Origin of the sequence: Salinibacterium sp. UTAS2018, assembly GCF_004118935.1 — a bacterium.
Lineage (GTDB): Bacteria > Actinomycetota > Actinomycetes > Actinomycetales > Microbacteriaceae > Rhodoglobus.
On record NZ_CP035375.1, the window covers coordinates 2,635,860 to 2,648,783 of the forward strand.

Sequence of the window (12,924 nt, forward strand, 5' to 3'; positions counted from 1 at the left end):
CAGTTCGTCTCGTGATGCTCACGGTACGAGGCGCGGATATCCGGCGAGTTAACGGGCGCTGAAGTCTATGGTTGATACATGAACCAACATGAGGGATCGTTCGACAACTTCTACAGCGTGATCCCGGCCGGCGGCATTGGATCGCGTCTCTGGCCGCTGTCCCGCGCGGATGCCCCCAAGTTTCTGCACGACCTCACCGGGTCAGGCCAGACCCTGCTGCGTGACACATGGGATCGACTAGCTCCGCTTTCCGGTTCGGATCGCATCATGGTTGTCACGGGGCGAGCGCATCGCGCCGCCGTTGAGAAGCAGTTGCCAGAACTCAGCGACCCCAACGTTGTGCTCGAAAGTGAACCGAAAGACTCGTCCGCAGCCATCGGGCTCGCGGCCGCGATTCTGCTCAAACGCGAACCTAACGTGATTATCGGATCGTTTGCGGCCGATCATGTGATTCGCGACATCCGTGGGTTCAAGCGCAGCGTGCGCGAATCGATTGCAGTCGCGAACGCCGGGTTCATTGCGGCGATCGGCATCACCCCAACCGAGCCCGCCATCGGATTTGGCTACATCCACTGCGGAGACGCTCTGGAGATTGAGGGTGCGCCGAGCGCGATCAAGGCCAAGTCGTTTGTCGAAAAGCCCGACTTCGCTACGGCCCAGTCGTATGTCGCCAGCGGCGACTTTTTGTGGAACGGTGGCATGTTCATCTCGCGCGCCGACGTTCTGCTCGAACAACTCGGTAAAGCGCAGCCGGAGTTGCTCGAGGGCCTCACTGCGCTTGCCGAGGTGTGGGACACCCCGGAGCGGGGTGCTGTCGTCGATGCCGTTTGGCCACATCTCGCCAAGATTGCGATCGACTACACGGTGGCCGAGCCGGCAGCAGCAGAAGGCAAGCTCGTGGTGGTTCCCGGCGACTTCGATTGGGACGACGTGGGGGATTTCGCCTCGATCGCTAAATTGCACTCGGGGGGCCGCAAATCTGACTTGGCCATTCTTGGGGAGAACGCACGAGTTTTGGCTGATAAGTCGACCGGAGTTGTGATTAGCCAGACTGACCGGCTTATTTCCCTCATTGGGGTAAACAACATCGTCGTGGTCGATACGCCGGACGCTTTGCTGGTTACTACAACCGCGAACGCTCAGAGAGTGAAATCTGTAGTGGATGCTCTAAAAATCTCCGGACGCAACGACGTCTTGTGACGTGGGGATTTCGCGTTTGTAACCATTCGGCTTCGGCGCTCATATTCGCACAATGGAACTGTTGATTCTTCGGTAGCGTAGGTTCACTATGTTTCGACAATTTCTGTCGGACAGCATTTTGGAGGACACCTTGAGAATCAGCACTCACGGCCGCGCACTCAGCGGCATGGCGCTCGTTGCGACCAGCGCACTCGTACTCGCCGGTTGCGCATCCGCGCCGGAAGAGACCGAAGCAGGATCGGGCGAAATGCTTGACTTCCTTCCCTGCATGGTTTCCGACTCGGGCGGATTCGACGACAAGTCGTTCAACCAGCTCGGCTACGAAGGCATCGAAGCCGCAGCCGACGCCCTCGGTGTTGAGTTCAACGCAGTCGAGTCGACCAGCGATGCAGACTACGCGCCCAACATCGAGAGCCTCATCGCCGAGGGTTGCGACCTGATCGTCACTGTTGGCTTCAACCTCTCCGCAGCGACCGTTGAATTTGCTCAGGCAAACCCCGACGTCAACTTCGCCATCGTCGATGATGCAGCAGACAACGACTTCGACGGAACGACTGACGCCGAGAACATCAAGCCCATCCTCTTCGACACCGCTGGCGCAGCATTCCTCGCTGGCTACGCGTCGGCAAGCTACTCGAAGTCAGGCGTCGTAGGTACCTACGGCGGAATGAACTTCCCCACCGTCTCCATCTTCATGGATGGTGCAGCTCAGGGCGTCGAGTACTACAACGCTGAAAAGGGAACCGATATTAAGGTTCGCGGTTGGGACACTGCAGCTCAGGACGGAACGTTCATCGGTAGCTTCGCTCCCGGAACCGACTCGCGCGCCGCAGCTCAGAACCTGATCGACCAGGGTGCAGACGTTCTGCTTCCCGTCGGTGGACCCATCTTCCAGAGCGCGGTTGAGGCAATTCGCGACTCCGGCAAGGACGTTGCCATGATCGGCGTCGACGCTGACCTCACCGAGACCGAGACCGAGGCAGCAGACCTGTTCCTCACCTCGATCCTCAAGCAGATCAAGGTTGCTGTTGAAGAAGTAGTCACCGAGGCTTCGAGCGGATCGCTCGACACCACGCCGTACATCGGAACCCTCGAAAACGGTGGAGTTGGCATCGCGCCGTTCCACGACTTCGAGTCGATGGTTGACGGAGGCCTCGAGGCTGAACTCGTTACGGTCAAGGACGGCATCATCTCCGGCGACATCGTCGTCAAGTCGTACCTCAACTAGTTAGATAGCACTACAGGGGGCTGGCTCGAGAGGGTCAGCCCCCTTCGTTTTCGATTAGCCTTCTGAGGCTAATTGTGTGAATCCCACGATGGCGAGGACGCCATCACAGCATTGAGGAGAGATTGTGAAGCTTGAGCTGCGAGGTATTACCAAGCGCTTCGGTGACCTAATCGCGAATGATCATATTGATCTCACTGTCGAAGAGGGCGAGATTCATTGTCTCCTCGGCGAGAATGGCGCGGGCAAGTCAACGTTGATGAATGTGCTTTACGGCCTGTATCAGGCTGAAGAGGGCGAGATTCTCATCGATGATGAGGTGCGCCACTTCGCTGGCCCCGGAGACGCGATGCGCTCTGGAATCGGTATGGTCCACCAGCACTTCATGCTGATCCCCGTCTTCACCGTGGCTGAAAACGTCGCTCTCGGGCACGAGCAGGTCTATGGCCCCGGCCTCCTGAACTTAGAAGCTGCTCGCACCCTCGTGCGTGAAATTTCCGCACGATTCGGCTTCGACATCGATCCCGATGCTCTCGTGGAAGACCTTCCCGTGGGCGTTCAGCAGCGAGTTGAGATCGTCAAGGCGCTCTCCCGCGAAGCCAAGGTTCTCGTTTTTGATGAGCCGACCGCTGTGCTTACCCCGCAAGAAACTGACGAGTTCATGGCGATCATGCGTCAGCTCAAGAGCGAGGGAACCTCTATCGTCTTCATCACGCACAAGCTGCGTGAGGTCCGCGAAGTAGCGGATCGGATCACCGTAATTCGCCTCGGAAAGGTCGTCGCCGAAGCCGACCCCAACGCGGGCAAGGAAGAACTCGCTTCGCTCATGGTTGGTCGTGCGGTTGACCTCACGATCGACAAGGCGCCGGCGCAACTCACCGACAACGCGTTGGTCATTGACAGCCTCACGATCGCTGACGAGCATGGTCATCGCGCGGTGAAAGATCTCACCGTCACGATCCGTGGCGGCGAAATTCTGGCAATCGCTGGAGTGCAAGGCAACGGTCAAACTGAGCTCGCCGAGGCGCTGCTCGGAATGCAATCGCGCGCCTCCGGATCCATCACGCTCAACGGACAAGAGCTTCTCGGGCTCAACCCGCGTCAGATTCTCGACTCTGGTGTCGGTTATGTACCCGAAGACCGCACCGTCGACGGTCTCGTTGGAGAATTTAGTGTTGCCGAAAACTTGATGCTCGACCGTAGCGACGGCGAGCCGTTCGTGAAGCTCGGAACGCTGCAAACTGACGTTCTGAACGAGTTTGCGACTGAAAAGCTCGAGTCGTACGACATCCGTGCGCAGAGCATCCACGAACACGTCTCAAAGCTTTCGGGCGGCAACCAGCAGAAGGTCGTTCTGGCGCGCGAAATGAGCCGCGAACTCTCGCTGCTCGTCGTCTCGCAGCCGACTCGTGGACTCGACGTCGGATCGATCGAGTTCGTGCACGAGCAGATCGTTGGAGTGCGTGATCGCGGTGTCCCCGTGATCGTCGTCTCTACCGAACTCGACGAAGTTGTGTCTTTGGCAGACCGAATCGCGGTCATGTACAAGGGGCAAATTGTAGGAATTGTGCCTGCGGATACCCCCCGCGAAAAACTCGGCCTCATGATGGCTGGCGAACGTATTACGGAGGAGGCAGCATGAGCGAGCCAACACCCCAGAAACCCGAAGAGCAGAAGCCGGAGGATGTCGTCTCGCTGAACAAAGCCGAGGGTTCGCAGATCAACCCTGACGGTGCGCGCTGGACTAACGCATTCCGTGAGATTGCATCCGGGAGCGCCCTGCTGTCCGTGCTTGCTGTCGTGCTTGCCATCCTGATCGGTGGCGTACTCATCGCGTTTACCGATCCCGGCGTTCAAGAGGCGGCCGGTTACTTCTTCGCTCGCCCTGGAGACCTGTTCGCGGCAATCGGCAGCGCTGTCGGCGGCGCGTACCTCGCGCTCTTTCAAGGATCGGTCTACGACTTCCGTCGCGATGATTTCCTGTCTGGCATCAAGCCGCTGACGCAGACTCTCGTGTTTGCGACGCCGCTGATCGCAGCGGGCCTCGGAGTTGCCATCGCGTTCCGCGTCGGACTCTTCAACATCGGTGGCCGCGGCCAGATCATCGTCGGTGCAGCTTTCGCCGGGTACGCCAGCTTTGCTTGGGACCTGCCGATCGTTATCCACGTCACCGTTGCGGTGATCATGGGAATCATCGGTGGTGCTCTCTGGGGTGCCATCGCAGGGCTTTTGAAGGCTCGTACCGGTGCCCACGAGGTAATCGTGACGATCATGCTCAACTACGTGGCGTATTACTTGATCAGCTTCTTGCTTCGTACTGATCTGCTCAAGAACCCCGGTTCGAATAACCCGAAGACTCCGCCGGCAGCAGAGAACGCCATCCTGCAACCGATTTTCGGTGATGGATTCAAGCTGCACTGGGGATTCATTCTCGTTGTCGCTGGGACCGTCCTGGCCTGGTGGCTTATTGATCGATCGAGCCTGGGCTTCAAGTTCCGCGCCGTCGGTCTTAACCCGCACGCGGCTCGTGTCGCTGGCGTCAAGGTTGAGCGCATCTACGTCTACGTCATGCTGATCGCGGGTGGCTATGCCGGTCTCGCGGCGAGCACCGAGGTGCTCGGAACGACTACCAGCGGATTCACGTCTGGGGTGGATGCCGGCATCGGCTTCGATGCCATCACTGTGGCGCTCTTGGGTCGCTCGACTCCGTGGGGTACGTTCGCCGCCGGAATCCTGTTTGGTGCGTTCAAGGCCGGTGGCTTCACCATGCAGGCCTCGCAGAGCATCCCGATTGACATCGTTCTCGTTGTGCAATCGCTCATCGTTCTGTTTATCGCAGCACCGCCGCTCGTGCGTGCTGTGTTCCGATTGCCGCAGCCCGGCGCTCGCGCAAAGAAGGTGCTGAGCTAATGACTTTCACGAAAAACACTGAAAGCAAGACCACGGCCGCATCGAAGATCGATCGCCGTAGCTGGAAGATGCCGATCGCTTTTGCGATCGTCTCGCTGATCTCTGGCGTTCTCTTCATCGGTTTCGCCGAGGATGCTGCCACCGGCTTCAACCTCTCGACCGGTACCGACCTCATCCAGTTGCCGGTAATTCACCTGCCAGCCTTGGCGACAGGTGTCGTCGTGACGATTCTGACCGCGCTCATTGCGGTCGGCTCAGCGTTCATGATTTCTCAGGATCGCCGCGTTCCCACGTGGATTCCCGCCGCGGGTGCCGTCTTCGCCCTCACGGGGTTCCTCACCTGGGCCGCGGCGGATGAAACTCTGCGCGTTCCTGAGTTGTTCGCAGGCTCGCTCGTGCTCGCAGTGCCTCTCGTATTCGGTGCTCTCGGCGGCGTTATCTCCGAGCGTGTCGGTGTGGTCAACATCGCGATCGAAGCTCAGCTGCTGGCTGGTGCTTTCGTTTCCGCGGTTGTTGGCACCATCACGGGATCGCCGTTTGCTGGTCTCTTCGCCGCTGCCGTGGCGGGAATGCTCGTCTCGTTCTTGCTCTCGGTATTCGCGATCAAGTACCTCGTCAATCAGATCATCGTGGGTGTTGTCATCAACGTTCTGGTCTCGGGACTGACTGGCTTCCTGTACTCGCAGTGGCTCACGGAGAGCCCCGGGCAGCTGAACAATCCTGAAGGCTTCTCCACGCTACCGATCCCGATTCTCAGCGGCATCCCGATCATTGGGCCGGTGCTCTTCAAGCAGACGATCATCGTGTACATGCTCTATGTGATCGTTGCTGCGGTTGCCTTCGCGATGTATCGCACGCGCTGGGGCCTGCGTCTGCGCGCTGTGGGAGAACACCCCAAGGCTGCAGACACCGTCGGTATCAACGTGACGCTAACGCGCTTCTGGAACGTTGCCCTCGCGGGCGCGATCGCCGGTATGGGTGGAGCGTTCATCACGCTGAGCCAAACAGGCCAGTTCGGTAAAGACGTCACGGCGGGCGCCGGCTTCATCGCCCTCGCCGCAGTGATCTTCGGTCGCTGGGACCCGATCAAGGCAACGCTCGCTGCATTGCTGTTCGGTTTCGCCAGCAACTTGCAGAACGCGCTGAGCGTTGTTGGTTCGCCGGTGCCGAGTGAGTTCATGCTCATGCTGCCCTACGTCGTGACGATCATCGCCGTGGCCGGTCTGGTCGGTAAGTCTCGACCGCCAGCAGCATCCGGAACACCATACATAAAGGGGTAACGCTATGACGATCGAGCCGCAATCAATCGACTGGGATGCGCTGAGGCTCGTCGCCAAAGATGCCCTCACCCACGCCTACGTTCCCTATTCGAAGTTCCCGGTCGGCGTCGCCGCAATTGTCGACGACGGCCGGGTAATTTCGGGCGCGAACGTAGAGAACGCCTCGTATGGTCTCACCCTGTGCGCCGAATGCTCCATGGTGTCGGCGCTACACATGTCTGGCGGTGGAAAGCTCGTCGCGTTCACGTGTGTCGACGGCAAGGGCAATGCCCTCATGCCGTGTGGCCGCTGCCGCCAGCTGCTCTTCGAGCACTCTGCCGAAGGCATGCTGCTCGAGACAGTGTCGGGCATCAAAACGATTGACGAAGTAATTCCCGACGCGTTCGGGCCACGAACCTTAGAGGAGTACCGCGGTGAATAACAGCGCAGCAGAATCCGGTATCGAACGTTTCGATGCCGTAGACCTTATCCACACCAAGCGTGACAAGGGTGTGCTGAGCACCGACCAGATCAACTGGCTTGTGGATGCGTACACTCGCGGTTACGTCGGTGACGAGCAGATGGCTGCCATGACGATGGCCATCTTCATCAACGGCATGGAGCGCGAAGAGATTCGCGACCTCACGCTGGCGATGATCGCCAGCGGCGAGACCCTGAGCTTTGAGGGACTGGGCAAGCCCACAACCGACAAGCATTCCACGGGTGGCGTCGGTGACAAGATCACCCTGCCGCTGGCCCCTCTGGTCGCGTCCTTCGGCGTTGCCGTTCCGCAGCTTTCGGGCCGCGGGCTCGGTCACACCGGCGGCACGCTCGACAAGCTGGAGAGCATTCCCGGGTGGCGCGCCGACCTCACCAACGAAGAGTTCTACGCGCAGTTGCGTGGCGTTGGTGGAGTTATCTGTGCCGCTGGTTCGGGCCTCGCTCCGGCCGACAAGAAGTTGTATGCCCTTCGCGACATCACCGGAACCGTCGAGGCGATCCCGCTGATCGCATCCTCGATCATGAGTAAGAAGATCGCAGAGGGCACCTCGGCGCTCGTGCTCGACGTGAAGTTCGGTTCGGGTGCCTTCATGAAGGATGCCGCTCGCAGCCGCGAGCTCGCGGAAACCATGGTTCGCTTGGGTAAGGATGCCGGCGTCAAGACGGTTGCTCTGCTCACGAACATGAACGTTCCCCTCGGCCTCGCTATCGGTAACGCGAACGAAGTACGTGAATCCGTGGAGGTACTCGCCGGTGGTGGCCCCGCTGATGTTCGTGAACTCACGATCGCTCTCGCTCGCGAGATGCTCGCCCAGGTCGGGCACGAAGACGCCGATGTTGAGGCTGCTCTCGACAACGGTCAAGCGATGGATGCCTGGCGCGGCATGATCAGCGCGCAAGGTGGCGACCCGGATGCTGCTCTACCGCAGCCGAAGGAAAGCCAGGTCGTTCTGGCTGACCGTGACGGTGTTCTCGTCGAACAAGAAGCGCTGCCGTTCGGTATTGCCGCCTGGCGCTTGGGTGCCGGTCGTGCCCGCAAGCAGGATCCCGTGCAGCACGCTGCCGGCATCGACCTGCACGCAAAGCCCGGAGATACCGTGCGCAAGGGCGAGCCGCTCTTTACGATGCACGCAGACGAACCGGCTCGCTTTGAACGCGCACTTGAGTCTCTCGAAGGCGCCTACCGCATCGGCGACGCCGGCGACACGGTGCACGATGGTGGTCCGCTGATCGCCGGACGCATCGACTAGCACGTCGGCTAACGACGCAACTCTGAGTCTGAACGAGGGGTCTCATCCGCTGACGTACAGTTGTTGAAATGACGACAGCGGATGAGACCGTTCCCAGCGCTGAACCAGCGCAGAACGCTTCCGGGCGCACCACCGGATCGCCCAGTGAGACCGATAGCGACCACGCCACCAAGTGGCGAGCGTTCTGGGTCTGTGTGGTCGTTGCGGCAATCACGATTCTCGACCTGTCCAAGGTCAACGTGGCGCTGCCCTCGATCGAAGACGCGCTCGGTGCGACTTCAACTCAGCTGCAACTGATTGTCTCTGGCTACGTTCTGACGTTCGGTCTCGTGCTGGTGCCCGCAGGGCGTTTCGGCGACCAACGATCGCGCAAGACGCTGTTCCTTATCGGGCTCTCGGTGTTCACGCTGGCCAGCATCGCCTGTGCTCTCGCGCCGAATGCGGCCATGTTGCTCGTATTCCGACTGCTTCAGGGCGTCGCGGCTGGCATCCAAATGCCTCAAGTGATCGGGCTAATTCAGCAGCTGTTCCAGGGCCCAGAACGCGGGCGAGCGTTCGGCCTGTTCGGCGCCATGATCGGCATCTCGACCGCATTTGGCCCCACGCTGGGCGGTCTCATGATCGCCATCGGCGGCGCGCAGGATGGCTGGCGCTACATCTTCTGGATGAATGTTCCGCTCGGTATCATTGCGCTCATTCTTGCCTGGCGTATCCTGCCTTCGACGGCCAAGACCACCTACGCTCGCCTCGACCTTGACCCCGTCGGCATCGCGATCTTTGGCGTCACTGTGCTCGCCCTCATGTGGCCGTTTCTATTTACGACAGGTGCGCCGACGGATGATCCGAATCGATGGTGGCTTCTCGCGCTATTCGTCGTGGCTGCCGCGGCCTTCATCTGGTGGGAGCGCCGCTACGCCGAGAGCGGTCGTGCCCCACTTGTTCCTCTCGGGCTGTTTCGCATCAGCTCTTTTCGCAACGGCACTCTGCTCGCGACCGTCTACTTCGCCGCTATGCCCGCGATGTTCCTCCTTACGACGCTATACCTGCAATTGGGGCTGGGACTCGAACCGGTATTCGCCGGCATGGTGACGATCGGATTCGCTCTCACGAGTGCGTTCTCCTCGTGGCGCGGCGGCATTCTTGTTGAACGTTACGGACGCTCGCTCGTAGTGGTTGGGCTCGCGATTCTGATGGTCGGCATCGGTGTACTCATGGCCGCAGCGATACTCACACCGCCGGCGATGACGCCGTTCGTGATGGCCGCGGCGATGTTTATCGGGGGTGCAGGTGGTGGGCTCGTCATCTCGCCCAACCAGACGCTCACTCTCCACGACATCCCACCGCTCGAGGGTGGCCTCGCAGGCTCGGTGGGGCAGCTAGGGCAACGAATCGGCACAGCAATTGGAACCGCCGTCGCACTCTCGTTGTTCTACTCAACGCTCTACAACGAGCGCAACAGCGGTGAGAGCACGGTCGAGCTCTACCACCACGCCTATGGCATGGGAATGATCGCGACCACGGTGTTCTTCTCGATCGCCATTCTCATCGGAGTCGTCGATTTAGGGGCGCGCAAGCGGCGCGCCCGCGTTCCGGCGGCGGGCTAGCGGTCGCCTAGCGGTCGGCCAACGACCCAACGACCCAACGACCCAACGACCCAGCGCCGCAGCCGCAGCCGCGCCGCTAATCCGGCTAGAGCTGCGGGTCGCCGATGCGCTCGAGAGCGTCGACAACCATTCCCCAGAACTTGCCATGGTCGAGCTTGCGGGCGACCTGAGTGGTGCAGTCGGCGGGGGCCGGAGCGCGAAAATCGGCCACGGTCATACCGAGTGTGAGTGTGCCAGCGAGTTCGACATCCAGTGGCACCTTGACGACCTCCATGACACTGGGGTCGATGACGAAGGCGACGGCGCAGGGATCGTGCACCGGTGGGTGGTCGAAACCTTGCGCATCACGGTAGGTCTCGCCAAAGAACTCGAGTAGTTCGCCGACGAAGCGAGCGGGGCCGGTGCCGACGGCTGCGATGGAAGCCGCGACCTCGTCGGTCGCGAGAGCTTCGTGGGTGAGGTCGAGGCCAACCATAGTGAGTGGCCAGCACTCGTTGAACACGATGTGAGCGGCCTCGGGGTCGATGACGATGTTGAATTCGCTTGTCGCGCTCCAGTTGCCGACGTTGACGCCGCCGCCCATGAGAACGACCTGCTTGACGCGCTCGGCGATGCGCGGCTCCTTGCGAACAGCGAGGGCAATGTTGGTGAGGGCTCCGGTGGGCACGAGCGTTACGGTGCCAGGTTCGTGGCTCATGACGGTGTCAATGATGAAGTCGACGGCGTGCCGAGCATCCAACTCAATGGTGGGATCGGGCAGCACTGGCCCGTCGAGACCTGACTCGCCGTGAATCGACTCGGCGACCTCAATCTGACGCACCAGCGGGCGGTGTGCTCCCCGAGCGAAGGGAACATCGGTGATGCCGGCGACTCGAGCGATGGCCAGAGCGTTGCGGGTGACTTTCTCGATGGTTTGGTTGCCCATGACGGTAGTGACGCCGAGCAGCTCGATCTCTGGATTGCCGTGCGCGAGCAGCAATGCAATCGCGTCGTCGTGTCCAGGGTCGCAGTCGAGAATAATTTTTTCGGTCATAACGAAAAGCATATATGAAAGCCATCTTCATATATGTAAGATCATGACATGACGAATAATCTTGTCGAGGCTGCCGCGGCGCGGTTGCTCTGGGTTAGATCACGGATGCCGCTGCTGGCTGAAGTGCGCGAACGGTTCGAGCAGACGCAACCGTTCGCGGGGCACCGCATTGGAATGGCGATGCACCTCGAGCCGAAGACCGCAGTGTTGCTCGAAACTTTGCGTGCCGGGGGAGCCGAAATCGTGGCGACCGGCAACCATGGGTCGACGCAAGACGATGTCGCGGCCTACTTGCGTGCGCAAGGAATGACGATTTTCGGTGCCCGTAGCGATTCGGAGCACGAATACGATGCTCATGTCTGGAGCGTGGTGGAATCGAAGCCAGATATCCTCCTCGACAACGGAGCCGGCCTCGTCGCCCGTCTCGTAGAGCTCGGTCAGACCGACCATGTTGTCGGCGGCACCGAAGAAACCACCTCAGGGCGTTACCGGCTGCGAGACGAACTCGCCGCGCATATTCGCTTTCCCATCATCGTCATCGACGAAAACCCGCTGACGGTGATTAACGAGAACAAGCACGCGGCAGGCCAGTCGGTGGTGGAGAGCTTCATGCGCGTCACGAACGTGATGGTCTCTGGGCGGCGCTTTGTGGTGGCGGGCTACGGCTGGTGCGGTCGCGGAGTCGCACAGTATCTCCGCGCGCTGGGCGGCAAGGTCGCCATCGTAGAAGTGGACGAGATTAAGGCGCTCGAGGCTGCACTCGACGGCTATCGAGTGGCGACGATGTTCGACCTTGCGGGATGGGGCGAGGTCTTCATTACCGCTACTGGGCATCCGCAAGTGCTCGCTACCGACTTCTTCGAGATCGTCGCCGACGGGGCGATGCTCGTCAACTGTGGCCACTTCGATTGGGAGATTGACGTCATGGCGCTTCGCGACTTGGCGATTAGTAGCACCATCATCGACGGAGCCATCGAGCGAATCGACCTTCCGGGAAATCGGCACGTGACGTTGCTCGCAGACGGCCGCATGATCAATCTTGCCGGGCGCGAGCCGCGCGGTAACTCCATCGACTCGATGGATCTTGGTTTCATGCTTCAGGCACTCTCGCTTGAACGCATCGCCACGGCGGCCAGGACGCTCGAGACCGGCGCGCAGCCTGTGCCGGACTCGATCAACCGCGAAGCGGCACGGCGGATGCTCGCCGCGATGAAAGCGGACCGCTGATGACGGGCGGCCCCGAGTACACTGCTCCCGCCCTCGATAAAGGGCTCGACATTCTCGAACTTCTGGCCGAGACTGCAGGCTCGCTCAGCCAATCGCAGATCGCAGAAGCCACCGGCCGCAGTACTGGTCAGATCTTTCGGGTCTTATCAACGCTGGAACGACGCGGCTACATTTTTCGAAACAAACAGTCGGGGCTGTACGAGCTTGCGATGAAACTGTTCGATCTCGCCCACCGTCATCCGCCTCTTCGCAGCTTGGTGAGTGTGGCGCTTCCCGTCATGCAGCAGCTCGCCGAGCGCGCCAGACAATCGTGCAACCTCGCCGTGCTCGATGGGGCCCTTGTGCGGGTGCTCGCGCAGGTCGAATCTCCCGCCGACTTTGGGTTCCGGGTGCGGGTCGGTGCAACATTCGACGTGCACACGACGGCGACCGGTGCCGTGCTGGCCGAGCGCGCCCCCACGGTCGATACTCCCGTCGGGGGCGTCGATACTCTCCACCCGGGAATTACCGACATCGTGGCTGCGATCCGCAGCGCGGATGGCGCGGTTCTCGCCGCAATCACAGTTCCCTATGTCGCTAGTGCGTTCAGCGATGTTCCCCCGGAGGCTGTGCGTGAACTTGTGGCTGACGCCGTGAAGCAAATCTCAAATCTTCTCAGCGAGGAAGCTTTCACGAGATCGTAACGTCATCCAGCGAAGCCACAGGGCGCTTTCAG

The 12,924-nt window shown here is 60.5% G+C and carries 11 protein-coding genes; 10 read left to right on the forward strand and 1 reads right to left on the reverse strand.

Annotation, left to right across the window (positions count from 1 at the left end; genetic code table 11):
* The first annotated feature begins 78 nt into the window (after positions 1-78).
* The 8 genes from ESZ53_RS12570 to ESZ53_RS12605 all read left to right on the forward strand — a co-directional run bounded on the left by ESZ53_RS12570 (position 79) and on the right by ESZ53_RS12605 (position 9,949).
* Positions 79-1,200 (forward strand): mannose-1-phosphate guanylyltransferase, encoded by a 1,122-nt coding sequence (locus tag ESZ53_RS12570; RefSeq protein WP_129073140.1) that lies wholly within the window; start codon positions 79-81, stop codon positions 1,198-1,200.
* 130 nt (positions 1,201-1,330) lie between these two features.
* Positions 1,331-2,428, forward strand: a complete 1,098-nt coding sequence (locus tag ESZ53_RS12575) for a BMP family protein (protein ID WP_246837319.1) — start codon at positions 1,331-1,333, stop codon at positions 2,426-2,428.
* A gap of 124 nt (positions 2,429-2,552) precedes the next feature.
* Entirely contained in the window at positions 2,553-4,067 is a 1,515-nt protein-coding gene (locus tag ESZ53_RS12580) for an ABC transporter ATP-binding protein (RefSeq protein WP_129073141.1), read from the forward strand.
* Positions 4,064-5,335: an ABC transporter permease gene (locus tag ESZ53_RS12585; protein WP_210403799.1), complete on the forward strand. Its 1,272-nt coding sequence runs from the start codon at positions 4,064-4,066 to the stop codon at positions 5,333-5,335. Before ESZ53_RS12580 ends, ESZ53_RS12585 begins: the two co-directional genes overlap by 4 nt.
* Positions 5,335-6,615 (forward strand): ABC transporter permease, encoded by a 1,281-nt coding sequence (locus ESZ53_RS12590; RefSeq protein WP_129073142.1) that lies wholly within the window; start codon positions 5,335-5,337, stop codon positions 6,613-6,615. The genes ESZ53_RS12585 and ESZ53_RS12590 overlap by 1 nt, the downstream gene beginning before the upstream one ends.
* A gap of 4 nt (positions 6,616-6,619) precedes the next feature.
* Entirely contained in the window at positions 6,620-7,036 is a 417-nt protein-coding gene (locus tag ESZ53_RS12595) for a cytidine deaminase (protein WP_129073143.1), read from the forward strand.
* On the forward strand, positions 7,029-8,345 hold the full coding sequence (locus ESZ53_RS12600; protein ID WP_197133605.1) for a thymidine phosphorylase: 1,317 nt from the start codon (positions 7,029-7,031) through the stop codon (positions 8,343-8,345). The genes ESZ53_RS12595 and ESZ53_RS12600 overlap by 8 nt, the downstream gene beginning before the upstream one ends.
* 68 nt (positions 8,346-8,413) lie before the next feature.
* Positions 8,414-9,949: an MFS transporter gene (locus ESZ53_RS12605; RefSeq protein ID WP_210403800.1), complete on the forward strand. Its 1,536-nt coding sequence runs from the start codon at positions 8,414-8,416 to the stop codon at positions 9,947-9,949.
* Between the two features lie 85 nt (positions 9,950-10,034).
* Here the strand turns inward: ESZ53_RS12605 and ESZ53_RS12610 are convergent, their stop codons facing one another.
* A complete protein-coding gene (locus tag ESZ53_RS12610; RefSeq protein ID WP_129073144.1) occupies positions 10,035-10,982 on the reverse strand; it encodes a nucleoside hydrolase in 948 nt (315 codons plus the stop codon).
* A gap of 48 nt (positions 10,983-11,030) precedes the next feature.
* Between ESZ53_RS12610 and ESZ53_RS12615 the strand changes: the two genes are divergently transcribed.
* A complete protein-coding gene (locus ESZ53_RS12615; RefSeq protein ID WP_129073145.1) occupies positions 11,031-12,209 on the forward strand; it encodes an adenosylhomocysteinase in 1,179 nt (392 codons plus the stop codon).
* Complete coding sequence (locus tag ESZ53_RS12620) at positions 12,209-12,892, forward strand: IclR family transcriptional regulator (RefSeq protein ID WP_129073146.1); 684 nt, start codon at positions 12,209-12,211, stop codon at positions 12,890-12,892. Before ESZ53_RS12615 ends, ESZ53_RS12620 begins: the two co-directional genes overlap by 1 nt.
* Positions 12,893-12,924 lie beyond the last annotated feature (32 nt).